The organism is Leisingera daeponensis DSM 23529 (genome assembly GCF_000473145.1).
GTDB classification, from domain to species: domain Bacteria; phylum Pseudomonadota; class Alphaproteobacteria; order Rhodobacterales; family Rhodobacteraceae; genus Leisingera; species Leisingera daeponensis.
This window is the reverse complement of sequence record NZ_KI421500.1, coordinates 482,103-505,399: the sequence shown is the minus strand read 5'-3', so window position 1 is coordinate 505,399 and position 23,297 is coordinate 482,103. Positions and strand designations below refer to the sequence as shown.

Annotated in this window: 25 protein-coding genes; 2 read left to right on the top strand and 23 right to left on the bottom strand. The window is 64.7% G+C overall.

The features are described from left to right. Position 1 precedes the first annotated feature (1 nt). From DAEP_RS0102830 to DAEP_RS0102740, 19 genes are all read right to left on the bottom strand, one after another. Positions 2–388 carry a hypothetical protein gene (locus tag DAEP_RS0102830; protein ID WP_027243614.1) on the bottom strand — a complete coding sequence of 129 codons (387 nt, stop codon included), beginning with the start codon at positions 386–388 and terminating at the stop codon, positions 2–4. Beyond that, positions 385–2,403 carry an NADH-quinone oxidoreductase subunit NuoG gene (gene nuoG, locus DAEP_RS0102825; RefSeq protein WP_027243613.1) on the bottom strand — a complete coding sequence of 673 codons (2,019 nt, stop codon included), beginning with the start codon at positions 2,401–2,403 and terminating at the stop codon, positions 385–387. The genes DAEP_RS0102830 and nuoG overlap by 4 nt, the downstream gene beginning before the upstream one ends. Before the next feature lie 3 nt (positions 2,404–2,406). Further along, positions 2,407–2,811: a DUF5333 domain-containing protein gene (locus tag DAEP_RS0102820; RefSeq protein ID WP_008556310.1), complete on the bottom strand. Its 405-nt coding sequence runs from the start codon at positions 2,809–2,811 to the stop codon at positions 2,407–2,409. A 101-nt stretch (positions 2,812–2,912) separates the two neighbouring features. Then, entirely contained in the window at positions 2,913–3,278 is a 366-nt protein-coding gene (locus tag DAEP_RS0102815) for a hypothetical protein (RefSeq protein ID WP_245595048.1), read from the bottom strand. Continuing rightward, positions 3,275–3,691: an MAPEG family protein gene (locus tag DAEP_RS0102810; RefSeq protein ID WP_008554050.1), complete on the bottom strand. Its 417-nt coding sequence runs from the start codon at positions 3,689–3,691 to the stop codon at positions 3,275–3,277. The genes DAEP_RS0102815 and DAEP_RS0102810 overlap by 4 nt, the downstream gene beginning before the upstream one ends. A gap of 6 nt (positions 3,692–3,697) precedes the next feature. Then, entirely contained in the window at positions 3,698–4,996 is a 1,299-nt protein-coding gene (nuoF, locus tag DAEP_RS0102805) for an NADH-quinone oxidoreductase subunit NuoF (RefSeq protein WP_027243612.1), read from the bottom strand. Between the two features lie 6 nt (positions 4,997–5,002). After that, positions 5,003–5,230: a DUF5337 domain-containing protein gene (locus tag DAEP_RS0102800; protein ID WP_008557044.1), complete on the bottom strand. Its 228-nt coding sequence runs from the start codon at positions 5,228–5,230 to the stop codon at positions 5,003–5,005. Positions 5,231–5,275: 45 nt separating this feature from the next. Further along, entirely contained in the window at positions 5,276–6,445 is a 1,170-nt protein-coding gene (locus DAEP_RS0102795) for an NADH-quinone oxidoreductase subunit E (protein ID WP_027243611.1), read from the bottom strand. A 144-nt stretch (positions 6,446–6,589) separates the two neighbouring features. Next, complete coding sequence (locus tag DAEP_RS0102790; RefSeq protein WP_027243610.1) at positions 6,590–6,931, bottom strand: hypothetical protein; 342 nt, start codon at positions 6,929–6,931, stop codon at positions 6,590–6,592. Beyond that, on the bottom strand, positions 6,928–8,145 hold the full coding sequence (locus tag DAEP_RS0102785) for an NADH-quinone oxidoreductase subunit D (protein ID WP_027243609.1): 1,218 nt from the start codon (positions 8,143–8,145) through the stop codon (positions 6,928–6,930). The genes DAEP_RS0102790 and DAEP_RS0102785 overlap by 4 nt, the downstream gene beginning before the upstream one ends. A 40-nt stretch (positions 8,146–8,185) precedes the next feature. Further along, positions 8,186–9,082 carry a sulfotransferase gene (locus DAEP_RS0102780; protein WP_027243608.1) on the bottom strand — a complete coding sequence of 299 codons (897 nt, stop codon included), beginning with the start codon at positions 9,080–9,082 and terminating at the stop codon, positions 8,186–8,188. Next, positions 9,079–9,684 carry an NADH-quinone oxidoreductase subunit C gene (locus DAEP_RS0102775; protein WP_027243607.1) on the bottom strand — a complete coding sequence of 202 codons (606 nt, stop codon included), beginning with the start codon at positions 9,682–9,684 and terminating at the stop codon, positions 9,079–9,081. Before DAEP_RS0102775 ends, DAEP_RS0102780 begins: the two co-directional genes overlap by 4 nt. Positions 9,685–9,701: 17 nt before the next feature. Further along, positions 9,702–10,235, bottom strand: coding sequence for a NuoB/complex I 20 kDa subunit family protein (locus DAEP_RS0102770; RefSeq protein WP_027237089.1), 534 nt, complete (start codon positions 10,233–10,235; stop codon positions 9,702–9,704). Then, positions 10,226–10,591, bottom strand: coding sequence for an NADH-quinone oxidoreductase subunit A (locus DAEP_RS0102765; protein ID WP_008556024.1), 366 nt, complete (start codon positions 10,589–10,591; stop codon positions 10,226–10,228). Before DAEP_RS0102765 ends, DAEP_RS0102770 begins: the two co-directional genes overlap by 10 nt. A 234-nt stretch (positions 10,592–10,825) precedes the next feature. Further along, complete coding sequence (locus DAEP_RS0102760; RefSeq protein ID WP_027243606.1) at positions 10,826–11,608, bottom strand: crotonase/enoyl-CoA hydratase family protein; 783 nt, start codon at positions 11,606–11,608, stop codon at positions 10,826–10,828. 20 nt (positions 11,609–11,628) lie between these two features. Next, a complete protein-coding gene (locus tag DAEP_RS0102755) occupies positions 11,629–12,486 on the bottom strand; it encodes a hydroxymethylglutaryl-CoA lyase (RefSeq protein ID WP_027243605.1) in 858 nt (285 codons plus the stop codon). 80 nt (positions 12,487–12,566) lie between these two features. After that, positions 12,567–14,504, bottom strand: a complete 1,938-nt coding sequence (locus tag DAEP_RS0102750; protein WP_027243604.1) for an acetyl/propionyl/methylcrotonyl-CoA carboxylase subunit alpha — start codon at positions 14,502–14,504, stop codon at positions 12,567–12,569. A gap of 87 nt (positions 14,505–14,591) precedes the next feature. Next, entirely contained in the window at positions 14,592–16,196 is a 1,605-nt protein-coding gene (locus DAEP_RS0102745) for a carboxyl transferase domain-containing protein (RefSeq protein ID WP_027243603.1), read from the bottom strand. A gap of 100 nt (positions 16,197–16,296) precedes the next feature. Further along, positions 16,297–17,823, bottom strand: a complete 1,527-nt coding sequence (locus tag DAEP_RS0102740) for an AMP-binding protein (protein WP_027243602.1) — start codon at positions 17,821–17,823, stop codon at positions 16,297–16,299. Between the two features lie 149 nt (positions 17,824–17,972). Here DAEP_RS0102740 and DAEP_RS0102735 point away from each other — a divergent pair, with 149 nt between their 5' ends. Continuing rightward, positions 17,973–18,575, top strand: a complete 603-nt coding sequence (locus DAEP_RS0102735; protein WP_027243601.1) for an OmpW/AlkL family protein — start codon at positions 17,973–17,975, stop codon at positions 18,573–18,575. Between the two features lie 95 nt (positions 18,576–18,670). Here DAEP_RS0102735 and DAEP_RS0102730 read toward each other — a convergent pair whose 3' ends face one another. After that, positions 18,671–19,831 (bottom strand): isovaleryl-CoA dehydrogenase, encoded by a 1,161-nt coding sequence (locus tag DAEP_RS0102730; RefSeq protein WP_027243600.1) that lies wholly within the window; start codon positions 19,829–19,831, stop codon positions 18,671–18,673. A 159-nt stretch (positions 19,832–19,990) separates the two neighbouring features. After that, complete coding sequence (locus tag DAEP_RS0102725; RefSeq protein WP_008554482.1) at positions 19,991–20,644, bottom strand: DUF1236 domain-containing protein; 654 nt, start codon at positions 20,642–20,644, stop codon at positions 19,991–19,993. A gap of 164 nt (positions 20,645–20,808) precedes the next feature. Between DAEP_RS0102725 and DAEP_RS0102720 the strand changes: the two genes are divergently transcribed. Then, complete coding sequence (locus DAEP_RS0102720) at positions 20,809–21,267, top strand: CreA family protein (RefSeq protein ID WP_027243599.1); 459 nt, start codon at positions 20,809–20,811, stop codon at positions 21,265–21,267. On the opposite strand, the gene DAEP_RS0102715 is transcribed toward DAEP_RS0102720, so the two are convergent. Both DAEP_RS0102715 and DAEP_RS0102710 read right to left on the bottom strand, forming a co-directional pair. Further along, entirely contained in the window at positions 21,255–22,448 is a 1,194-nt protein-coding gene (locus DAEP_RS0102715) for a DegT/DnrJ/EryC1/StrS family aminotransferase (protein WP_027243598.1), read from the bottom strand. The two genes, DAEP_RS0102720 and DAEP_RS0102715, sit on opposite strands and share 13 nt — an antisense overlap. A gap of 79 nt (positions 22,449–22,527) precedes the next feature. After that, positions 22,528–23,190: an HAD-IA family hydrolase gene (locus tag DAEP_RS0102710; protein ID WP_008556586.1), complete on the bottom strand. Its 663-nt coding sequence runs from the start codon at positions 23,188–23,190 to the stop codon at positions 22,528–22,530. Positions 23,191–23,297: the final 107 nt, after the last annotated feature.

The following is a 23,297-nucleotide window of genomic DNA, read 5'->3' as shown; positions in this document are numbered from 1 at the left end:
CTCACACCGTGGGTATTCCGTTCGCCGCGCAATCCGCGACCACGACTTCGGCGTCGATGGTGCGCAGGCCGCGCGGCAGAGAGGGCGAAATCAGATAGACCGCATCAGCGGTCCGGCTGCCCCCTGCCTGTTTCGTTGTTGTGCGCACATGGCGCGCAAACCCGTAACCCCGGATCAGCGCGTATTGCGCGGCGGCGCATTCCGCATAGGTATCGAGATCGCCCACCGTGCGCGGGCCGCGCATGGAGACGTGAAATTGCACCAGATCGCCCTCCAGCAGGCTGGTTTCCACCCCTTCGTAAACCGGGGCGGGCCGCTCGCCTCCGCTGCCGGGCGCCATTGCACAGGCGGCCAGAGCGAAGGGGGTTATGAGGGCAAGACGGTTCATTCGGCGGCCATCTTCCCGGTTGCGCGGGCTTTCACGCCGGCCGACAGTTCCGCCATCAGCTGGGACGCGCGGGCGATCGGGTTGGTCAGGTAGAAATCCTTGACCGCCGGCAGGAAACCGGCGTTGCCAAGCTTGTCCTGCGCCAGCGGTTCGCCTTCCTTGTCGGCCACTTCGTCAATCCGGGCCAGATGCGGCACTTCGCCCACCAGAGCCTGGCGCAGCTGCGCCAGCGAGTCATAGCCCAGCTTGGCACCCGCTTCGGCGCTGAGAGCGCGCAGGATGGCCCAGTTTTCCTTGGCCTCGCCCGGCGCGAAGGCCGCGCGCATGGCCAGCTGCGGGCGGCCTTCGGTGTTCACGAACAGGCCGTTTTCCTCGGTGTAGGCCGCGCCCGGCAGGATCACGTCGGCGCGGTGCGCGCCCCGGTCACCGTGGGAGCCCTGGTAGATCACAAAGGCGCCTGCGTCGATTTCAACTTCATCGGCGCCGAAGTTGTAGATCACCTCTGCCCCGTCGATGGCCGCTGCCATGCCGCCTTCGGTCACGGCGCCAATGTCCATCGCGCCGACGCGGGAGGCGGCGGTGTGCAGCACCAGCAGCTTGGAATCGGTATCTGCAGCCAGCTTCTGCGCGGCGGCCAGAACCGCCAGGCCGTCAGCCTCGCGCAGGGCGCCCTGCCCCACGATCACGAGGGACGGCGCGTCCTTGACGGCGCCGTAGTCCTTGTCGAGCAGGTTTTCCAGCGCGGCGCGGTCGGTGCCGGCGTGGGTGTATTCATAGGTCAGGTCGGCGGGCTGGCCGACCAGGCCCACTTGCGCGCCGTTCAGCCAGGCCTTGCGGATGCGGGCGTTCAGCACCGGCGCCTCGTCACGCGGGTTGGTGCCGATCAGCTGAATGAACTTGGCGCTGTCGATGTCCTCAATCGTGGCGGTGCCGGCATAGCCTGCGCGGTTGCCGATCGGCAGACGGGCATTGTCGGTGCGGCATTCCACCTTGCCGCCCAGACCTTCGACCAGCTGTTTCAGGGCAAAGGCTGCCTCAACCGGGACCAGGTCGCCGATCAGGCCCGCAACCTTCTTGCCCTTCATGGCGTTCGCCGCAGCAGCCAGGGCTTCAGGCCAGGTGGCGGGCTTCAGCTTGCCATCGACGCGCACGTAAGGACGGTCGAGGCGCTGGCGGCGCAGGCCGTCCCAGACAAAGCGGGTCTTGTCGCTGATCCACTCCTCGTTCACGCCATCGTGGTTGCGCGGCAGAATGCGCATCACTTCGCGGCCCTTGGTGTCGACCCGGATATTCGATCCCAGCGCGTCCATCACGTCGATGGTTTCGGTCTTGGTCAGCTCCCAGGGCCGTGCGGTGAAGGCATAAGGCTTAGACGTCAGCGCGCCCACCGGGCACAGGTCGATGATGTTGCCCTGCAGGTTCGATTGCAGGGTTTCGTTCAGATAGGAGGTGATCTCCGCATCCTCGCCGCGCCCGGTCTGGCCCATCTGGGTGATGCCCGCGACCTCAGTGGTGAAGCGCACGCAACGGGTGCAGGAGATGCAGCGGGTCATCGCGGTGCCGACCAGCGGCCCCAGATCCAGATCGTCCACCGCGCGCTTGGGCTCGCGGAAGCGGGAGAAGTCGACGCCATAGGCCATCGCCTGGTCCTGCAGGTCGCACTCGCCGCCCTGGTCGCAGATCGGGCAGTCCAGCGGGTGGTTGATCAGCATGAATTCCATCACGCCTTCGCGGGCCTTCTTGACCATCGGCGAATTGGTTTTCACCTGCGGCGCCTGGCCTTCGGGGCCGGGGCGCAGATCGCGCACCTGCATCGCGCAGGAGGCGGCGGGCTTCGGCGGGCCGCCGACAACCTCTACCAGGCACATGCGGCAGTTGCCCGCGATGGACAGCCGCTCGTGATAGCAGAAGCGCGGGATCTCGACACCGGCCTCCTCACAGGCCTGGATCAGGGTCATCGCCCCATCCACCTCGATCTCGGTTCCGTCAATGTTGATCTTGCGGAGGTCAGACATGGTCTATTTCGCCCTCAGTAACACGCCGATCGCGCTGTTCTTTTCGATTTCCGCGCGGCCATAGGCGCAGAAGGTTTCCGGTTTGCCGTAATCCACGCCGTTCTGCGCCAGGAGTTTTTCTCCCTTGGCACGCATCCGGGCCTTTTCGGCATCAGATTCGATGTAGTCGCGGATTTCCGCGTCCGTGTATCCCAACGCGTTTGCCCGCGCTTTGAGCCGGCGCAACTCGCCCAGCCCTTTCAGGTACCGGGGGGAAATATCGTCGCAATAGTCAGAGACTTCTTTCGCCACGGCGACGGCAAACAGCGGGTCTTCGATTTCCTGCACGTCGCGCAGCGACGGTTTGGCCATCGCCGCAGCCGGCAAGGCAACAAAAGTGGACAGGGCAATCGCGATCAAGGCACGCATGACAGGGGACTCCTTCGATGTGAAAGCCCCCATGCGCGTGCATGCGGCGCTGCTATTCAATAGCAGCCCTGCCTGACGGCCCTGATATGCCTGAAATCCGCTCACGGGGTGCAGGTTCCCTGAAAGGTTGCGCGGCCATCGGTCAGGGTCAGCGGTGCTGCCTCATCTCTCGGGTCGATGGCCCAGGCGATTTTGGAAGAGCCGTAGTTCACCACGCAGTAAGTCGTGCCGGCATGGGCCGCAGCCTCGCGCGCGCCTTTGACGGAGCGGTCTGCCCCCTTGATTTCAACGTAAAACGCGGCCCGGTCCGTCTTCTTGTCGACGGGCTTGGCCTTGGCCTTGAACGGCACGCCGTTATACAGGTGCCGCTCCCGGTTGCTGAGGGAATTGCCGCACGCCGTTACCAGCGTCATCGCTGCCAGGCACGCCATCGGCGCGGCGATCCGGTATGTCTTCAAAATGCTCAAAATACTGCCGCCAATGTCAAAAGCCCCAGGCCGCCCATGCAGGCCCAGCCAATCACGTAGAAAACCGACCGCAGCCCGCCATGCGGTTTACCGGCCCCGCGCAGGTGAATGACAATCATCACCATCCGCGACACCAGCACCAGCGAGGCCAGCAGGTTCACCCAGAACGGCGCCGCACCGGCCAGAATGGCCGCCAGCGTCACGGTCAGGAAAGCCGGCAGCGTCTCGCAGCCGTTCAGGTAGGCCCGGTTCAGCCGGTAGGCCTTGTCCGCATAATCCTCCCGCGGCGTGGCACCCGGAGCGAGGCCCGCCTTCTGCTTGGCCAGCGCCGAGAACGGCGACAGCGCCAGGGTGATCAGGGTAAAGATCACCAGCGCGGCCAGAGCGTGGGAGTATGCGGCAAAAGCGTCCATCAAAGGTTATTCCGCCGCCATCGCGCCCATGCGGCCCGTCTTCTGGGCCTTGATGCGGTCTTCGATTTCCTCGCGGAAGTTCTTGATCAGGCCCTGGATCGGCCAGGCCGCCGCATCGCCAAGCGCGCAGATGGTGTGGCCCTCGACCTGCTTGGTCACGTCCCACAGCATGTCGATCTCTTCCAGCTCTGCCTCGCCCTTCACCAGGCGGTCCATGACGCGCATCATCCAGCCGGTGCCTTCGCGGCAGGGCGTGCACTGGCCGCAGCTTTCGTGCTTGTAGAACTTGGACAGCCGCCAGATCGCCTTGATGATGTCGGTCTGCTTGTCCATCACGATCACCGCCGCAGTGCCAAGGCCGGAGCCCAGCTCGCCGCGCAGGTAGTCGAAATCCATGAGTGCGTCGCGCATGTTCTCGCCGCGCACGCACGGAACGGAGGAGCCGCCGGGGATCACCGCCAGCAGGTTGTCCCAGCCGCCGCGGATGCCGCCGCAGTGCTTCTCGATCAGTTCCTCAAAGGAGATCGACATCGCTTCTTCGACAACACAGGGGTTGTTGACGTGGCCGGAGATCGCAAACAGCTTGGTGCCCGCGTTGTTCTGGCGGCCGAAGCCTGCGAACCAGTCGGCGCCGCGGCGCAGGATGGTCGGCACAACGGCGATGGATTCCACGTTGTTCACCGTGGTCGGGCAGCCATAGAGACCCGCACCCGCCGGGAACGGCGGTTTCATCCGGGGCATCCCCTTCTTGCCTTCCAGGCTCTCGATCAGGGCGGTTTCCTCGCCGCAGATGTAGGCCCCTGCCCCGTGGTGCAGGAAGATGTCGAAGTCCCAGCCGGAGCCGGCCGCGTTCTTGCCCAGCAGGCCCTGGTCGTAGGCTTCGTCAATCGCCGCCTGCAGCGCCTCGCGCTCGCGGATGTATTCGCCGCGCAGGTAGATATAGCAGGTGTGCGCATTCATCGCGAAGGAGGCGATCAGGCAGCCCTCGATCAGCGTGTGCGGATCGTGGCGCATGATCTCGCGGTCCTTGCAGGTGCCGGGCTCCGATTCATCCGCGTTCACCACCAGATACGCCGGGCGGCCGTCGCTTTCCTTGGGCATGAAGGACCATTTGAGACCGGTCGGGAAACCCGCGCCGCCGCGGCCGCGCAGGCCTGAGTCCTTCATGGTCTGAATGATCCAGTCACGGCCCTTTTCGATGATGCCCGCGGTGCCATCCCAATGGCCGCGCGCCTTGGCGCCCGCCAGCGTGCGCTCGTGCATCCCGTAAAGGTTGGTAAAGATCCGGTCCTGATCCTTCAGCATGTGTGCCTACCTTTGGCTGTCCCGGCGCATGCGCCAGAGTTGAAATATGTTGACCAGGGCATAGATCATGCCCGCCAGCGCGGCAAAGTCGAACAGCAGCGCATAGCGCCCCGGCAGCCCCAGCATGGGGCCGATGAACAGCGACAGCACGACCCACAGCGAGATGGTCCCGGCAATCACAAGCGCGATGTGCCGGCCCTTTGCTGCAATGGCCTGGTCCTGTTCCCTGGTCATCTGTTCCCTATCACCCAAACCCGGCCCCGCAGGGCCGCAGCCCGCTTATTCGTCGTCGTCGTAGATGTGCGATTCTTTCGCACGTTTAGCGAATTCGGTCTCATCGCCCACTTGCAGCCGCTTCGCCTGCTCGACCCAGCCATCGCGGGCGATCCGGCCCCGGAACTGCAGCCGGGAATCGACCCAAGCGATCTCTTCCTCGGTCCAGTCGGCGATCTGATCGAAGTGGTAGAAGCCAAGCTCGTTCAGCTTTGCCTCCAGCTTGGGGCCAACGCCCTTCAGCATCTTGAGGTCATCGGCCAGCCCGCCGCGGGCTTCCTTCAGAAGCTCCGGCTCGCTTTCCTCGGTTGCCTTGGCCGCAGCCCCCTCGGGCGAGGAAGGCTCAGCCGCATCGGATTTCTTCGTCGGCGCGGTCTTCAGCGCCTCGGCTTGCCGGGCTGCGGGAAGCGGGGCTTCGGGCGCCTTGGGCGGCTGGCCCTCGGCGGCGCGGCCGGCAACGGTGCCGTCCTTGCCGATCCAGGGGGTCAGCAGCGGCACTTCATCGCCCTGAATGCGCTTGATGCCGTCCTTGACGTCCATCGCCAGCTGCGCGCTGGCATTGTACTGCGTCTTGCCGCTGTCGAACTCGGTCAGCGAGGTGAGGCCGGACTTCGGCTCCGCCGCGTAACGGCCGTTCTGCGGGCCGGGCGCGACCAGCTGGCCGGCCGCCAGATCGTCCAGCAGCTTGGCAAAACCCTCTGCCGTCAGATCCTCGTAATAATCCTTGCCGATCTGCGCCATCGGCGCATTGGTGCAGGCGCCCAGGCACTCGACCTCTTCCCAGGTGAACTTGCCGTCCGCCGACAGGGTAAAGGGCTTGGGGGCGATCTTCTCCCGGCAGACCGCAATCAGGTCCTCGGCGCCGCAGATCATGCAGGACGTGGTACCGCAGATCTGCACATGCGCAACGGAACCCGTGGGTTGCAGCTGGAACATGAAGTAGAAGGAGGCAACCTCCAGCACCCGGATGTGGGCCATGCCGAGCATATCGGCGATGGCTTCGATCGCGGGCTTGGAGACCCAGCCTTCCTGTTCCTGCGCACGCCACAACAGCGGAATGACCGCAGAGGCCTGGCGGCCCTCAGGATATTTGGTGATCTGCGCCTCGGCCCAGGCCAGGTTGGCGGGGGTGAAGGCAAAGCTGTCAGGCTGTTCGTGGTGAAGGCGTCTCAGCATCTGTAGTCCTGCGTCCCTTGGTCAACCGCGATACCGGGCCTGTGCCACGCCTCGCGGTCTGCTGTTTCGATCTTGCCACCGCACACCAGCGGGGCGCCGCCCTGGGCGTTCCTGGCACCTTGGCAGCGCGGCATCGGGTTAGGCTTAGGGTGCGGCACAGCGAAACACCTCATTCTGAGCAAACCCAGCCTCGGCCTTGCCAAGGTAGCTCTGCCAGCAGGCCGCGCCCAACGCGTCCCGCGCCCAATCCAGCCCTTGCAGCCCATAAAGCCAACCGATCGCCGGCTGCGGGTCCGCCCCCGCCAGCAGCACCTGGCATTCATGATCGCCCTTGCCGCTGGCGCTGGTGACACAGACAACCTCGGCCGCGTGCACATCCCGCGCGGAGATCAAGCCCATCGCCTCGGCAATCCCGCGCGCGCGGTCCGCCATCAGGCCGAGGACGAAACCCACCCCCAGCAGCAGGACACAGCCCAGCCATTTCACCGGTCGATCTCCCCGAACACGACGTCCATGGTGCCGATGATGGCGGCGACGTCGGCCAGCTGGTGGCCCTTGGCAACATGGTCCATCGCCTGCAGGTGCAGGAAGCCCGGCGCGCGGATCTTGGAGCGGTAGGGTTTGTTGGACCCGTCCGCCACCAGATAGACGCCGAACTCGCCCTTGGGCGCCTCGACGGCGGCGTAAACCTCGCCTGCCGGGACGTGGAAGCCTTCGGTGTACAGCTTGAAATGGTGGATCAGGCTTTCCATCGAGGTTTTCATGTCGCCGCGCTTGGGCGGAGACAGCTTGCCGCGGGCCATCACGTCGCCGGTGGCTTCGCGCAGCTTGGCAATCGCCTGGCGGATGATCGAGGTCGACTGGCGCATCTCTTCCATCCGGCAGAGGTAGCGGTCGTAGCAATCGCCGTTCTTGCCGATCGGCACCTGGAACTCGAACTCGTCATAGCATTCATAGGGCTGCGCGCGGCGCAGGTCCCAGGCGAGGCCGGAGCCGCGCACCATGACGCCGGAGAAGCCGTACTTCTGAATGTCGTCCTCGGTCACCACACCGATGTCGCAGTTGCGCTGCTTGAAGATGCGGTTTTCGGTCAGAAGGCCGTCGATATCGTCCAGCACCTTGGGGAATTCCATCGCCCAGAGGTCGATGTCGTCCAAAAGGTCATCCGGCAGGTCCTGATGCACGCCGCCGGGGCGGAAGTAGGCCGCGTGCAGGCGCGCGCCGCAGGCCCGCTCGTAAAAGATCATCAGCTTTTCGCGCTCTTCAAAGCCCCACAGCGGCGGGGTCAGCGCGCCGACGTCCATCGCCTGCGTGGTGACGTTCAGCAGGTGGTTCAGCACCCGGCCGATTTCCGAATACAGAACCCGGATCAGCTGGCCGCGGCGCGGCACCACGGTGCCGGTCAGCTTTTCGATGGCCAGGCACCAGGCATGTTCCTGGTTCATCGGCGCCACGTAGTCGAGGCGGTCGAAATACGGCAGGTTCTGCAGGTAGGTGCGGCTTTCCATCAGCTTTTCGGTGCCGCGGTGCAGCAGGCCGATATGCGGGTCGCAGCGCTCGACGATCTCGCCGTCAAGCTCCAGCACCAGCCGCAAAACCCCATGCGCCGCAGGGTGCTGCGGGCCGAAGTTGATGTTGAAGTTGCGGATCTTCTGCTCGCCCGTCAACACATCGTCGAATGAGTTTGAACCGTCTGCCATAACGTCCTTCCTTAATGCCTCAGCCCTTGCCTATCGCACCCTAAGCCAACCAATTGCTTGGTACACGGCTGCCATATCTTTCGTACATGTATTCGTATACATGGCCAAAAGCCTGTTTTGCCCTGTCCATCAATTCCGGCGAAGGAGTGATGTCCTGGCCAACATTCACGCGTTCGCTGAATGTCAGTTCCGGCTCAAAACCCAAAGCGCTTTTCAACACAGACCGTTCGCGTTCGTCCGTTATGTTTTCGTAGAACACGCACCACAGTTTTCCGCCCAGGCCGGCCTCTTCCAAGCGGCTGATGATCGATGCGTAATCAGAGTTGCGATACCCGAAGCTGCCGGGATCGCTGAAGTCCCTTTCAAACGCTTGCAACACTTCCTCGCGCTGCACTTTACCGGCCTTGATCCCCGGCCGCAGGCGGTGCCGTGTATCGGACCAAAGCCGCTGAACCGGGTCGCGAACCATCAATACCAGATGAGTGTTCTCGTGAACCCGCCCCATCTGCGCAAGGGTCCCGGCGTCGCAAATCGAATACCCCGGCGAAGCCTCGAAAACCACCTTTTCCTGCTGGTAGTCGCTAAGCAGGTAGTCGATATAGCGCGATGCCTGCTTGAGCCCGCCCCACCGCAGGCGCAGCAACAAAACAGAGCGTTTAATGTCGCGCCACGTCAGATCTGACTTGCGGAAAGGGGAGACCAGTAGAATCGAGCATTGCTTAAGCAGCGTTTTCAGAGCCCGTTTCTGCCACAGGCGGGAATTGATTCCGCTCGCGACATCCCAGAAATGGACTTCCTTGGTTTTCGAAACACAAACACGAGGATCGCCGCGCAGCATGACGTAAAGGAAGGTGGTCGCGGCTTTGGGCGCACCAATGCACAGCACCACGCGCTCCAAACCTTCCGGCCAGTCATGAACGGGCGTTGCCATCGTCATTTGGCAGCTTCCTTCTCGTCGCCGGGCAGGATGTATTCCGCACCTTCCCACGGCGACATGAAATCGAACTGGCGGTATTCCTGCACCAGCTTCACCGGCTCATAGACCACCCGCTTCTGCACCTCGTCATACCGCACCTCGGTATAGCCGGTGGTCGGGAAGTCCTTGCGCAGCGGGTAGCCGCGGAAGCCGTAGTCGGTCAGAATCCGGCGCAGGTCCGGGTGGCCCGAGAACAGGATGCCGAACATGTCGTAAACTTCCCGCTCGAACCAGTTGGCCGAGGGGTGCACCTTCACGATAGAGGGCACCATCTCATCCTCGCGCACGGCGGCGCGCAGGCGGATGCGCTGGTTCCGGTACATCGACAGGAAGTGATAGACCACGTCGAACCGCTTGGCGCGGTCGGGGTAATCCACCGCGGTGATGTCCACCAGGGTTGAAAACTTGCAGTTCGGGTCCGATTTCAGGAACTCCACCAGACCGGCGATGTTCGAGGGCGTGACGTCAATGGTCAGCTCGTCAAAGGACACGCTCCAGGCCACCACGCAATCGGGGCGTTTGGCTTCGATCTGGGCGCCAAGCTCTTTCAGTGCTTCAGTCATGTTTTCTCCGCCCTTCCTCAGCGCACCAGGGTGCCGGTGCGGCGGATCTTGCGCTGCAGCTGCATCAGTCCGTACAGCAGCGCCTCAGCCGTCGGCGGGCAGCCGGGCACATAGACGTCAACCGGCACAACCCGGTCGCAGCCGCGCACCACGGAATAGCTGTAGTGGTAATAGCCGCCGCCGTTGGCGCAGGAGCCCATCGAGATCACGTAACGCGGCTCGGGCATCTGGTCGTAGACCTTGCGCAGGGCCGGCGCCATTTTGTTGGTCAGGGTGCCCGCGACGATCATCACGTCCGACTGGCGCGGCGACGCGCGCGGCGCGATGCCGAAGCGTTCGGCGTCGTAGCGCGGCATCGAGGTGTGCATCATCTCAACCGCGCAGCAGGCCAGGCCGAAGGTCATCCAGTGCAGGGAGCCCGTGCGCGCCCAGTTGATGATGTCCTCGGCCGAGGTGAGCAGAAAGCCCTTGTCCTGAAGCTCTGCATTGAGGGCCCGGGTGACAACTTCCTTGTCCACACCGGCGGTGTTGGCTCCGGTCATCACTGCCATTCCAGGGCCCCTTTCTTCCACTCATAGGCGAATCCGATGGTCAGAACGCCCAGGAACACCATCATCGACCAGAAGCCGGTGTCGCTGATGTCCTTGAAACCGACGGCCCAGGGAAACAGGAAAGCGATTTCCAGGTCGAAAATAATGAAGAGAATCGACACCAGATAGAACCTGACATCGAATTTCATACGGGCATCGTCGAACGCGTTGAAACCGCATTCGTAGGCGCTGACCTTCTCCGGGTCCGGATTGCGGACCGCCAGCACAACGGCTGCCAGGATAAGGACAATCCCCAATCCTGCCGCGACGGCCAGGAAGACCATGATCGGCAGGTACTCCCTCAACATCTCTTCCAAGAGCAGCTCCTTTCCCCGGCGGTTTCCCGCGCGACGTCAATTGGCGTGTTGATTTGGAGTGTGTCTACCCCTCCGCCCCTACAGCGTCAACTAAGGCAAGGTTAAACAACGGGGTTTGTGACAGGAAAAAGCACAGCCGCAACGGTGGTGTGATTTCTTAGTGATTTCATAAGAAAAGCGGCAGCAGCGAAAGCTGCTGCCGCCCTTCAAAAGTGAGTCGGAAATACCGGTTTATCAGACCTGCCAGCCGGGCTTGCGCTTCTCGAAGAAGGCGCTGATGCCCTCGCGGGCCTCCTCGCCTTCCCAGCGCTCCACAAGCGCCTCGATCGTGTGGTCGATCACGGCATCATCCAGCCTTGGACCCAGGTCACGCGCCAGTTGCTTGGCGGCCGCCACGGCCCCCGGCGCGCAGTTCAGATAGGGGGAAACCTCCGCCTCGACGGCCTCGGCCAGCTGGTCCGCCGGAACCGCCTTGGCCAGCAGGCCCAGCTCCACCGCCTCAGCCGCGCCGAACAGCCGCGCCGACATGAACACGCGGCGCGCCTTGGCCTCACCCATGCGGGCAATCACATAGGGGCCGATGGTGGCGGGAATCAGCCCCAGCCTGGTTTCGGTCAGGCCCATCTTCAGATGATCCGCGCCGATGGCCACATCGCAGACCGAAGCCATGCCGACGCCGCCGCCGAAGGCATTGCCCTGCAGCGCGCCGATCACCGGCTTGGGCAGGGTGTTGAGCGCCATCAGCATCTCTGCCAGCACCCGCGCCTCGCGGCCGCGGGTTTCGGCGTCCGCATCCATCTGCTGGCGCATCCAGCCCAGGTCGCCGCCCGCGCAAAAGCTCTTGCCCGCGCCGGTCAGCACGACCACGCGCACGGTGTCATCCGCCGCCAGCCGCTTTGCCGCAAGGGTCAGCTCCTGCAGCATCTGGCCGGACATGGCGTTGTGCTTGTCCGGGCGGTTCAGCGTCAGGGTGCAGACGCCGCGGGCGTCGGTTTCCAGGGTGATCGTTTCAAACATCTTGCTTCTCCGCTGAAATCTTACTGCAGGCCGCGCATGGCGCGGGCCATCGCGGCGGCCTCGTCCAGCACATCCGCGTCCAGGCCGGTGTGATAGCCTAGTTCCGTCAGGCGCTTGTGGACCGCTTCGGTGGCCACGTTGCCCGCGGCCCCCGGCGCATAGGGGCAGCCGCCAAGGCCGCCCACCGCGGCATCGAACACCCGCACGCCAAGATCCAGGGAGGCCTCGATATTGTCCAGCGCCCGCCCGGCGGTGTCATGATAATGACCGGCAAGCCGCCCGGCCGGCACCTGCTGGACCACCGCCTGCAGCATCGCCGAGATCGTTTCCGGCGTGCCCTGCCCGATGGTATCGCCCAGCGAAATCTCATAGCAGCCCAGCTCGAACAGCCGGCGCGCCACCTCCGCCACCTTCTGCGGCGGAGTCGGCCCGTCAAACGGGCAGTCGGTCACGCAGGACACATAGCCGCGGACCGGCAGCCCGATGTCCTTTGCCGCGTCCAGAATGGGCAGAAAGCGGGTGATGCTTTCCTCGATGGTCGCGTTGATATTGGCCTTGGAGAACCCTTCAGAGGCGGACGCAAAGACCGCAATCTCATCCGCCTTTGCCGCCACCGCATCCTCAAACCCGCGCATGTTGGGCGTCAGCGCCGCGTAGCTTACGCCGGGGGCGCGGGTGATGCCGGCCAGCACCTCAGCGCTGCCCGCCATCTGCGGCACCCATTTGGGCGACACGAAACTCGCCACCTCGATCCGCTTGAACCCGGCGCGGCTCAGGCAATCGGTCAGCGCCACCTTCTCGGCCACCGGAATTTCGCGCTTCTCATTCTGCAGCCCGTCGCGCGGACCGACCTCGAAGATCTCGGCAAACTCGCTCATGAAACGCCCCTTCGGCTTCATCTTTCCAAAAATACTCAAATCCCGGCAGGGGCGGCAGACGCGCCGCCCCGGACTTCAGGTCAGCTGTCGTCTTCTTCCAGCCGCACCAGCGCGGCGCCCGCCTCGACCTGATCGCCGGCCGAGGCCAGCACTTCCGCGACGACACCATCGCGCGCCGCCAGCAGCGAGTGCTCCATCTTCATGGCTTCCAGAACGGCGAGCCGGTCGCCCTCCTTCACCGATTGGCCTGCTTCGGCAAACACCGCCTTGACCAGGCCCGGCATCGGCGCCTCGACCACATTCAGATCCCCGCCCGCAACGGCCGCACGGTCGAGCGGGTCCACCACGGTGAATTCCAGCCCGTAGGCGTCATGCACGGTGATCAGGGACCCGGACTGCGAGACCGTCGGCATCCGGCGCTCGCCGATGCGCCACTGGCCCTGGCTGCGCTCGGCCACAACGGTGCCGCCCTCGATGGTCCACAGCTGCCGGTCCGGCCCGTCGACCTGCACATCGGCGGTGAACTCCTCGCCCGCATGGGTCAGGGTCACAGCGCGGTGCAGCGGCGTCCACAGGCTGAAGCCGGTGTGCGCTGCGGCCTGCACCAGGTCCAGCGCCACCATGCCCGCCGCCGCCTTGTGGCGCAGCTCGGCCTGCGGCGCGGCCACCAGAGCGTCCAGATCGCGGGCGATAAGGCCGGTGTCCACCTCGCCATTGGCAAACCCCTCATGCGCGGCCAGCGCGCCAAGGAACGCCAGGTTGGTGACGGTGCCGCCGACCTCGGTGTCCTCCAGCGCGCGCGCCAGCCGCGACAGCGCCACCTTGCGGGTGGAGCCATGCACGATCACCTTGGAGATCATCGGATCGTACCAGGGGCTGATGGTGTCCCCTGCCCGCACACCGCTGTCGGCGCGGGCCTCTGCCGGGAAGGACAGATGCGTCAGCGTGCCGGTTGCGGGCAGGAAGCCCTTCGGCACATCCTCCGCATAAAGCCGTGCCTCAAAGGCGTGGCCGGTGATGGTGAGGTCTTCCTGCCTGGCAGGCAGGCTCTCACCCGAGGCAACGCGCAGCTGCCATTCCACCAGATCGACGCCGGTAATCAGCTCGGTCACCGGGTGCTCCACCTGCAGGCGGGTGTTCATTTCCATGAACCAGAAGCCATCGGGGCGCAGCCCGTCGGAGCCATCGACGATGAATTCCACCGTGCCCGCGCCCTTATAGCCGATCGCCTCAGCCGCGCGCACGCCGGCCTGGCCCATCGCCTCGCGCATCTCCTCGGTCATGCCGGGCGCCGGGGCTTCCTCGATCACCTTCTGGTGGCGGCGCTGCAGCGAGCAGTCGCGCTCAAACAGATGCACCGCCTGCGTCCCGTCGCCAAAGACCTGCACCTCGATATGGCGGGGCTGCTGGATGTATTTCTCGATCAGAACGTCGGGATTGCCAAAGGCCGTGGTCGCCTCGCCCTGCGCACTTTTCAGGGCGTCGGCGAATTCCTCCGGCTTCTCAACCAGACGCATCCCCTTGCCGCCGCCGCCGGCCACCGCCTTGATCAGCACCGGATAGCCGATCTTCCCGGCTTCGCTTGCCAGGAACTCCGGATCCTGGCTGGCGCCGTGATAACCCGGCACCACCGGCACGCCGGCCGCCTCCATCAGCGCCTTGGCGGCGTCCTTGAGGCCCATCTTGCGGATCGCATCCGCCGACGGCCCGATGAACACGAGGCCCGCAGCCTCCACCGCCTCGACGAATTTCGGGTTTTCCGACAGGAAGCCGTACCCCGGGTGGATCGCCTGGGCGCCGGTTTCCTGCGCCACCCGGATGATCTCATCCCCTTTCAGGTAGCTGTCCGCCGGGGCCGGGCCGCCGATGTGCACCGCCTCATCCGCCATTTGCACGTGTTTTGCGGCGGCGTCGGCGTCGGAATAGACCGCCACCGTGCGCACGCCCATGGCGCGCGCAGTTTCCATCACGCGGCAGGCGATTTCGCCGCGGTTGGCAATCAGGATCTTGTCAAACATGGGGTTGGTCCTTTGTCTGGATCGCCGGACCGGGGGCGCTGCCCCCGGACCCCCGGAGTATTTTGCGAAAGATGAAAGCGACGGCGCTTACATCCGGAAGACGCCGAATTTGGTCTCTTCGATCGGGGCGTTCAGCGCCGCGCTGAGCGAGAGCGCCAGCACGTCGCGGCTCTTGCGCGGGTCGATGATGCCGTCGTCCCAAAGGCGCGCCGAGGCATACAGCGGGTGGCTCTGCTCCTCGAACATCTCAATGGTGGGGCGCTTGAACTCGGCTTCCTCCTCAGCGCTCCAGCTGCCGCCCTGGCGTTCGATGGCGTCGCGTTTCACCGTTGCCAGCACGCCCGCAGCCTGCTCGCCGCCCATCACCGAGATGCGGGAGTTCGGCCAGGTCCACAGGAAGCGCGGCTGGTAGGCGCGGCCCGACATGCCGTAGTTGCCCGCGCCAAAGGAGCCGCCGACCAGCATGGTGACTTTCGGCACATTGGTGGTGGCCACTGCCGTCACCATCTTGGCGCCATGGCGGGCGATGCCCTCGTTTTCATACTTTCGGCCGACCATGAAGCCGGTGATGTTCTGCAGGAACACCAGAGGAATCTTGCGCTGCGAGCACAGCTCGACGAAATGCGCGCCTTTTTGGGCGGCTTCCGAGAACAGCACGCCGTTGTTGGCGACGATGCCGATTGGGCAGCCCTTCAGATGGGCAAAGCCGGTGACAAGCGTCTCGCCGAAACGCGGCTTGAACTCGTCAAAGCGGGAGCCGTCGACCAGCCGCGCGATCACCTCGCGGATGTCATAAGGGGTGCGCAGGTCGCCGGGCACCACGCCGAGGATCTCCTCGGGGTCGTAGGCGGGTTCCTCGGGGCTGGCCCAGTTCACCGTCAGCGGTCTGGTGATGTTCAGCGACTGCACCGCGCGCCGCGCCAGCGCCAGCGCGTGGGCATCATCCTCGGCCAGGTAATCTGCCACGCCGGACAGGCGCGTATGCACGTCGCCGCCGCCCAGGTCCTCGGCGCTGACGACCTCACCCGTGGCCGCCTTCACCAGCGGCGGGCCGGCAAGGAAGATGGTGCCCTGTTCCTTCACGATAATGGTGACGTCCGACATCGCCGGCACATAGGCGCCGCCCGCGGTGCAGGAGCCCATAACAACGGCGATCTGCGGGATGCCCTTGGCCGACATCCGAGCCTGGTTGTAGAAGATGCGCCCGAAATGGTCGCGGTCGGGGAAGACCTCGTCCTGGTTGGGCAGGTTGGCACCGCCGGAGTCGACCAGGTAGATGCAGGGAAGGCGGTTTTCTTCGGCGATCTCCTGCGCGCGCAGGTGTTTCTTCACCGTCATCGGGTAATAGGTGCCGCCCTTCACAGTGGCGTCGTTGCAGACCACCATGACCTCTTGCCCGTGCACCCGGCCGATGCCCGCGATCACGCCGGCCGCAGGTGCCGCACCGTCGTACATGGCGTGCGCCGCGGTGGCGCCGATTTCCAGGAACGGGGAGCCGGGATCGAGGAGGTTCGCCACCCGGCGGCGCGGCAGCATCTTGCCGCGGCTTTCATGGCGGGCGCGGGATTTTTCGCCGCCGCCCATGCGCGCGGCCTCCGCCGCCTCGCTGATCTGCGCAAGGGCCGCCAGATGCGCCTCGCGGTTCTGCTTGAAGCCTTCCGAGGAAGGCAACGCCTTGGATGTGAGTTTCATGTCCACTCTCCCGTTATAGGGGTTAGGCCGCTTCCCGTTGTACGGGAAATGTCTTTCATTCCGGTTGGGGCAGCGTGCGCCGGGTATGCAACACCTTGGGTCATTGCACCTCCCCCGCTGCCCGCGCCTTGAGCTCCTTGCGGATCACCTTGCCGGTCACGGTCATCGGCAGTGCGTCGAGAAAGGCCACTTCGCGCGGGTAGGAATAATGCGCGAGGCGGTCCTTGACGTAGTCCTGCAGTTCCTGCTCCGAGGCTTTGGCGCCGGCTTTCAGCACCACATAAGCCTTGACGATTTCGGTGCGCAGCGGATCGGGCTTGCCGACCACGCCCACCGTCGCCACAGCAGGGTGGGTCAGCAGGCAGTCCTCGATCTCCGCCGGGCCGATGCGGTAGCCGCCGGAGGTGATCACGTCATCCTCGCGGCCCACAAACCGCAGGTAACCGCCCTCCCAGATGCCGCGGTCGCCGGTCACCAGCCAGCCGCCGCGGAACTTGGCGGCGGTTTCCTCCGGCCGGTTCCAGTATTCCAGCAGCATCGAGGCCGAGCCGCGGCGGATGGCGACGTCGCCCTCATCCTCCGTGGGGTCGCCCGCCGCGTCGATCACCGCCAGTTCATGCCCCGGCACCGCTTTGCCGATGCAGCCCGGCCGCGGCTCGAAATCTGCTGCGCAGGAGGAGGCCACCATGTTGCATTCGGTCTGGCCATAGAATTCGTTGATGGTCACGCCCAGGCGGCGCCGGCCCCAGGCGAGCATCTCAGCGCCCAGGGGCTCTCCGCCGCTGGCAACCGAGCGCAGGCCGCTGAGCCCCTGCCCCGCTGCTTTCAGCATCCGCAGCGCCGTGGGCGGGAAGAACACGTTGCGCACGCCGGCCGTGGCGATCAGATCCGCGCAGGCCTCCGGCGAGAACTTGTCCAGCCGCGCGGCCACCACCGGCACGCCCAGCGCCAGGCCCGGCATCAGCACGTCGAACAGCCCGCCGATCCAGGCCCAGTCCGCCGGGGTCCAAAGGACATCGCCGGGCTGACCCAGGTGGTCATGGCTGATGGCAACGCCCGGCAGGTGGCCGGTCAGGACCCGGTGGCCGTGCAGCGCGCCCTTGGGGCTGCCGGTGGTGCCGGAGGTATAGATCAGCACCGCCGGGGTCTCCGGCGCGGTATCCGCGAAGGGGACCGGCGCCCCCTCCAGCCCGGCGCTGTCGGCCATCACCGCTTCGGCCAGATCTCCCAGCAGGCCGGCGCCCTCGGTATCGGTGAAGACGAAGCGCACGCCCGCGTCGCCGGCGCGGGAGGCCAGCGCATCGTGTTTGAACAGCTTGAACAAGGGCACCGAGATGCCGCCCGCCTTCCAGATTGCCAGATGCGCCGCGGCGCACCAGGGCGACTGGCTGAGCAGCACGCCCACCCGGTCGCCGGGCTGGATGCGGGTCAGCAGATAGCGGGCCAGCCCGTCGGTCATCTGCGAAAGCTCGCCATAAGAAATGTCGCGCCGCGCCGCGCCGGTCATGTCAATCAGGGCGGTCTTTTCAGCCGGATGCGCCAGGCATTGCGCGGCCATGTTCAGCCGCTCCGGCAGGTCCCAGCTGCCATCCGGGCGAAGTCCAGGAATGTTACAACCATCATGCATATTTAGACATTCCTGAAACGCATGGCAGCCATGCAATTTTCCACTGGATTTACAATGGCAAAGCAATCCGCCCCTTGATCCAGATCAGAGTTTTCAGCCGCTCCTTGGGGCACCACTGCGGGGCAAACACAAGAAAAGGGACGCACCCGATGAAACGCATGGTTTCCGCATTGGCACTGACTTCTGCCCTCGCCGCTCTGGCTGGCCCCGCGCTGGCCCAGCAGCAAGGCGACTGGACCGTTGGTGTCGGTATCGCCAACGTCAACCCGAAATCCGGCAACGGCACCCTGGCCGGCATGGCGGCCGATATCGACGATGGCACCGCGCTGTCGCTGACCGTTGAATACTTCTTCCGCGACAACTGGGGTGTCGAGCTGCTGGCGGCCTCGCCGTTCGAGCACGACGTCCGCCTGAACGGCGCTTTTGCCGCGTCCGCCAAGCAACTGCCGCCGACCCTGTCGGTCAACTACCACTTCCCGACCGCCGGCAAGGTCAAGCCGTTCCTGGGTCTGGGCCTGAACTACACCACCTTCTTCGAGGAAGAGACCGCGCTTGGCACGCTGGACCTCGATGACAGCTTTGGTGTCGCGGTCAATGCCGGTGCCGACTACCAGATTTCCGACAATGGCGCGCTGCGGTTCAACGTCCGCTGGATGGACATCGACACCGATGCGAGCCTGAACGGCGCCAGCATCGGCACCGCAGAGATCGATCCGGTTGTCGTGAACTTCGCTTACGTGCACCGCTTCTGATCCTAAGTGACCTGGTTCCGGTCTGGCGGCTGACCTCGTGCCGCCAGGCCTGTTTCAAACCCCGCGCCTCCTTCGGAGCGCGGGGTTTTCTTTTGTTACATGGTGCCCATCAGCTCGCGGCCGATCAGCATCCGCCGGATTTCGCTGGTGCCTGCGCCGATTTCCATCAGCTTGGCATCGCGGAAGATGCGGCCGACCGGGTTGTCGGACAGGTAGCCCGCGCCGCCGAAGGCCTGCACCGCCTGGTGCGCCTGGGTCATCGCCACCTCGGAAGCATAAAGGCAGCAAGCCGCCGCGTCCTGGCGGGTCACGGTGCCATTGTCGCAGGATTTCGCCACTTCATAGACATAGGCCCGCGCCGAGTTCATCGCCGTGTACATATCGGCAATCTTGGCCTGCATAAGCTGGAAGTTCCCGATCGGCTGGCCGAACTGCTTGCGTTCCGCCATGTAGGGCATCATCTCATCCATGCAGGACGCCATGATGCCGAGGCCGATGCCCGCCAGCACCACGCGCTCATAATCCAGGCCGGACATCAGAACGCGCACGCCCTTGCCCTCTTCGCCCAGCACGTTCTCGAACGGGACTTCCACATCCTCGAACACCAGCTCAGCCGTGTTGGAGCCGCGCATCCCCAGCTTGTCGAAATGCTTGGAGGTGGAGAAGCCCTTCATTTCCTTTTCGATCAGGAAGGCGGTGATCCCCTTCGAGCCCGCCTCCGGATCGGTCTTGGCGTAAACCACCAGCGTGTCGGCGTCGGGGCCGTTGGTGATCCAGTACTTGTTGCCGTTCAGGCGGAAGTGATCGTTGCGCTTTTCGGCACGCAGCGACATCGACACCACGTCAGAGCCCGCGCCCGCCTCGGACATTGCCAGCGCGCCGACATGCTCGCCCGAGATCAGCCGGGGCAGGTATTTCTGCTTCTGCTCGGCGTTGCCGTTCAGCTTGATCTGGTTGACGCACAGGTTGGAATGCGCGCCGTAGGACAGCGAGACGGAGGCCGAGGCCCGGGCGATTTCCTCCACCGCGACGGTGTGGGCCAGATAGGACATGCCGGCGCCGCCGAATTCCTCCGGCACTGTGATGCCCAGCAGGCCCAGCTCGCCCATCTCCTGCCACAGATCCGCAGGGAATTCGTTTTTCTGGTCGATCTCCTGCGCCATCGGCTTGACGCGGTCCTGCGCCCAGCGGTGAACCACATCGCGCAGGGCGTTAACATCCTCACCAAGATCGAAACTCATGCTTGCGTTGAACATCCCGCAGATCCTCCAGGGCACAGCCGATTATATGAACAGTTGTTCAATTCAATAGACGACCACATGATTCGCGTCAATCGCATTGACCCCGGGTGCTGGTGCGCACACGAAAACGGGCGGCCCGTCAGGGCCGCCCGCAATCAGACAGTATCAGGAAAATCAGCGGACTACGTGGATCACGGTGCGGCTGTCCGCCTCGACCAGAACCGGCAGGCCGTTCAGGTAAACGTAACGGAAGTTCGAGTCCGGGATGTCCGTCAGCTGGACTTCTTCCGGAATGACCACGCCGGTCACCACTTCGCCCTGCACATAAACCGGTTCGGTCGCATTGGTGCGCACATAGGTCACCACTTCCTCGTCCGGCACAGCTGCTTCACCTGCGGCCGCCCCGGCAATCGCACCGGCAACAACCCCGGCCGGGCCTGCAATCAGACCGCCAGTGATGGCACCGCCGATAGCCCCCAGAGGCGCGTCGGCTTCACCGGTGTTTTCATAGGTCACGGTGGTGACTTCAACGGGGCTGTCCTGGGCAACAACGGGAATGTACTTCTCGGTGACGGTTGCTGTCAGATACTCGCCATAGGCCCAGCCTTCGGCACCGTCATAGCCCACCTTGCACCAGTTGCTCTGCTCCAGGCAGCCGTCCAGTTTGACAGCGCCGTCTTTGGAAATGACACCGATGATTTCATGCTGCGGTCCGGGGCCTGCGCGCAGGTTCAGGTCGGTCACGGCCTGCACTTGGGCGCCGGCCCAAACCGGTGCAGCCAGAAGGGCCAGGGCAGATGCGGTCAGGGCGCGTTTCGGCGTAAACATAGTAGTCTCCTCTTCCATTTCCTGTCTGCGGCGCCTCAACGCGCCGTTGAGCAGGAGTAACTCCACCCGCGCAAAAAGGTTCCATGGATCCTTCCCCGCTTCTGCGCGTAAGTAATGACAAGGCGGGCGCGCCCCGCACCGCCCGATAGAATCAGGAGATTTTCATGAAACGTTCGAACTGCGCCCTGGCTGCCGCATTCTGCCTGCTGAGCCTGCCCGCCGCCGCAGAGGAGATCGGCCAGATCGGGGTCGACTGGGTCGGCAATGATATCGTGATCGAGGCGATTTCCGATCCCAAGGTCCAAGGTGTCACCTGCCACATCGCCTATTTCGAGCGCGGGCTGATCGACCGCCTGTCCAAAGGCAACTGGTTCGAGGATCCCTCCAACGCGTCGCTGGCCTGCCGCCAGACCGGGCCAATCACGCTGGGCGATATCGACCGCAGCGATGACGGCGAGGATGTGTTCCGCGAGTCCCGGTCCATCATCCTCAAATCGCTGCGGGTGAAGCGCCTGTTCGATGAGAAGAACCAGACGCTGATCTATGTCGCCCACGCGGCAGAGCTGACGGACGGTTCGGCCAAGGTCTCGATCTCGACCGTGCCGCTGTATCAGCCCGACTGATAGACGGCGGACACCTCGGCGCGGATGATCCGGGCAATCTGGGCGCAGTCCTCCAGGCTGAAGGTCAGCGGCACCCGCATGTCGATGATGCCTGCCAGGATGCGGTCGCTTTGCGGCAGCCGCGGGGTGTCCGCATAGCGCCAGCTGTCATAGCGGGAGGTGAAGGCCACTGGCTCCGGCGTGCCGAACCATTTCAGTTCCACCCCGCGGGCGGCACAGCGGCGGACAGCCTCCTGCACCGCGTCTTCGCTCCAGTCCAAGAGCAGGAACTGGATGGAGGAGCCGACATAAATCTCCTGCTTCGGCCGCTCCACAACCGTCAGGCCGGGCGTGCCGCGCAGGCCGTCCTCCACCGCGCGGTAGCGGTCGTTCCAGCGCGCCACCTGGGTGTCCAGATCGCGCAGCTGCGGCCGCAGGATGGCGGCGCGCAGGTTGTCCATCCGGCCCGAGATGTTCGGGGTCTCGTATTTCACCCGCTCGAACACCTCCGGTCCCGGCGCGGCTAGGTGGCGGCCGTAAAGCATGTAGGAGCCGGACATCATGATGGCGCGGGCGGCGATTTCGTCGTCATCGGTGACGAGCAGCCCGCCCTCGCCCGAATTCACATGTTTATAGGTCTGGCAGGAATAGCAGCCGGCCGCGCCATGGCGGCCCGACAGCACCCCGTTCCACGAGGCGCCCATGGTGTGGGCGCAATCCTCGATCACGGTGATGCCTGCCGCGTTGCAGATCTCCATCAGCCGGTCCATGTCGCACAGATGCCCGCGCATGTGCGACAGCATCAGCACCTTTGCCTGATCCGCCTTGGCGGCAAGGTCATCCAAGTCGATCGTCAGGTTTTCGGTCACCTCGACAAACAGCGGCTCCGCCCCGACGGAGGCGATGGAGCCCGGCACCGGCGCCAGGGTGAAGGCGTTGGTCAGCACCTTGTCGCCAGGCTTTACCCCAACCGCCCGCAGCGACGTCGCCAGCGCATAGCCGCCGGACGCCACGGCCAGGCAGTATTTCGCGCCCATCTGCGCCGCGAACTCCTTTTCGAGCAGCGCGGTCTCCCCCGTCTCGCCCTCGGCCACGTTGTAGCGGTGCAGCCGCCCGTGGCGGAGCACGGCCAGCGCAGCCTCGATGGCGTCTTCGGGGATGGGTTCCTGCTGGGTGAAAGACCCGGTAAATGTCTCGCTCATGCGGCGTTTGTGAGCCGCGGGCGGTCAGTGGTCAAGAGGCAAGCCGGACAGACGGTTTTCCCGAAACTGAGTTACGGGATCACGCAATCAGCCGCTCTGCGACGTCCAGGAGGTCCTCGAACCGGTGCAACAGCGCCTCGGGCTTGAGCGCGCCCATGTCATCGCCGGAGGGGCCAAAGGTCACCAGCACTGACGGCACGCCCGCATTGGCGGAAGTGCTGCGGTCAGTGTCGCTGTCGCCCACCAGCAGGGTGCGGGCCGGATCACCGCCTGCGCGGCGGGCGGCCTCGAACAGCGGCGCGGGGTCGGGTTTGCGCACCGGCAGCGTGTCCGCCCCGACCAGCGAGGCAAAGGCGTCACGCACGCCTAGGCTGCGCATCAGCTGATCCGCCAGCGCCTCGGGCTTGTTGGTGCAGATCCCAACGCCAAAGCCTGCGGATTTCAACGCCTCCACCGCCGCCATCGCGCCCGGATACAGCACGGTGTGATGGTCGATGGCATCCCGGTACGCCTCCAGCAGCACCGGGTAGAACTCATCCACCGTGGCCGGGTTGAACTGACCGGCCCGTTTCAGGCCTGCGGTCAGCATCGTGCGGCCGCCGCGCAGGGCAATGCCTGCATCGCCGGGATGGCTCAGCACATCGCCCAGCCCCATCTGCCGGAAACAGAAATTGGCCGCGGCCAGCAGATCGCCCGACGTATCCGCCAGCGTGCCGTCCAGATCGAAGATAACCGTCCGCATACCCTGCCCTTTCGGCACTTTTCCGCCGCCGCATGTTGCAGGCCGCAATCTAGTTTGATGGCGCGATCCCTTGCGCCCCGCCTGTTAGCGGATAAAACGGGAGAGCT

What these genes read in the sequence shown, in the direction of transcription:
- DAEP_RS0102830 (WP_027243614.1), bottom strand. Translation starts at nt 388, where the DNA reads ATGAACCGTCTTGCCCTCATAACCCCCTTCGCTCTGGCCGCCTGTGCA.
- nuoG (WP_027243613.1), bottom strand. Translation starts at nt 2,403, where the DNA reads ATGTCTGACCTCCGCAAGATCAACATTGACGGAACCGAGATCGAGGTG.
- DAEP_RS0102820 (WP_008556310.1), bottom strand. Translation starts at nt 2,811, where the DNA reads ATGCGTGCCTTGATCGCGATTGCCCTGTCCACTTTTGTTGCCTTGCCG.
- DAEP_RS0102810 (WP_008554050.1), bottom strand. Translation starts at nt 3,691, where the DNA reads ATGGACGCTTTTGCCGCATACTCCCACGCTCTGGCCGCGCTGGTGATC.
- nuoF (WP_027243612.1), bottom strand. Translation starts at nt 4,996, where the DNA reads ATGCTGAAGGATCAGGACCGGATCTTTACCAACCTTTACGGGATGCAC.
- DAEP_RS0102800 (WP_008557044.1), bottom strand. Translation starts at nt 5,230, where the DNA reads ATGACCAGGGAACAGGACCAGGCCATTGCAGCAAAGGGCCGGCACATC.
- DAEP_RS0102795 (WP_027243611.1), bottom strand. Translation starts at nt 6,445, where the DNA reads ATGCTGAGACGCCTTCACCACGAACAGCCTGACAGCTTTGCCTTCACC.
- DAEP_RS0102785 (WP_027243609.1), bottom strand. Translation starts at nt 8,145, where the DNA reads ATGGCAGACGGTTCAAACTCATTCGACGATGTGTTGACGGGCGAGCAG.
- DAEP_RS0102780 (WP_027243608.1), bottom strand. Translation starts at nt 9,082, where the DNA reads ATGACGATGGCAACGCCCGTTCATGACTGGCCGGAAGGTTTGGAGCGC.
- DAEP_RS0102775 (WP_027243607.1), bottom strand. Translation starts at nt 9,684, where the DNA reads ATGACTGAAGCACTGAAAGAGCTTGGCGCCCAGATCGAAGCCAAACGC.
- DAEP_RS0102770 (WP_027237089.1), bottom strand. Translation starts at nt 10,235, where the DNA reads ATGGCAGTGATGACCGGAGCCAACACCGCCGGTGTGGACAAGGAAGTT.
- DAEP_RS0102760 (WP_027243606.1), bottom strand. Translation starts at nt 11,608, where the DNA reads ATGTTTGAAACGATCACCCTGGAAACCGACGCCCGCGGCGTCTGCACC.
- DAEP_RS0102755 (WP_027243605.1), bottom strand. Translation starts at nt 12,486, where the DNA reads ATGAGCGAGTTTGCCGAGATCTTCGAGGTCGGTCCGCGCGACGGGCTG.
- DAEP_RS0102750 (WP_027243604.1), bottom strand. Translation starts at nt 14,504, where the DNA reads ATGTTTGACAAGATCCTGATTGCCAACCGCGGCGAAATCGCCTGCCGC.
- DAEP_RS0102745 (WP_027243603.1), bottom strand. Translation starts at nt 16,196, where the DNA reads ATGAAACTCACATCCAAGGCGTTGCCTTCCTCGGAAGGCTTCAAGCAG.
- DAEP_RS0102740 (WP_027243602.1), bottom strand. Translation starts at nt 17,823, where the DNA reads ATGCATGATGGTTGTAACATTCCTGGACTTCGCCCGGATGGCAGCTGG.
- DAEP_RS0102735 (WP_027243601.1), top strand. Translation starts at nt 17,973, where the DNA reads ATGAAACGCATGGTTTCCGCATTGGCACTGACTTCTGCCCTCGCCGCT.
- DAEP_RS0102730 (WP_027243600.1), bottom strand. Translation starts at nt 19,831, where the DNA reads ATGTTCAACGCAAGCATGAGTTTCGATCTTGGTGAGGATGTTAACGCC.
- DAEP_RS0102725 (WP_008554482.1), bottom strand. Translation starts at nt 20,644, where the DNA reads ATGTTTACGCCGAAACGCGCCCTGACCGCATCTGCCCTGGCCCTTCTG.
- DAEP_RS0102720 (WP_027243599.1), top strand. Translation starts at nt 20,809, where the DNA reads ATGAAACGTTCGAACTGCGCCCTGGCTGCCGCATTCTGCCTGCTGAGC.
- DAEP_RS0102715 (WP_027243598.1), bottom strand. Translation starts at nt 22,448, where the DNA reads ATGAGCGAGACATTTACCGGGTCTTTCACCCAGCAGGAACCCATCCCC.
- DAEP_RS0102710 (WP_008556586.1), bottom strand. Translation starts at nt 23,190, where the DNA reads ATGCGGACGGTTATCTTCGATCTGGACGGCACGCTGGCGGATACGTCG.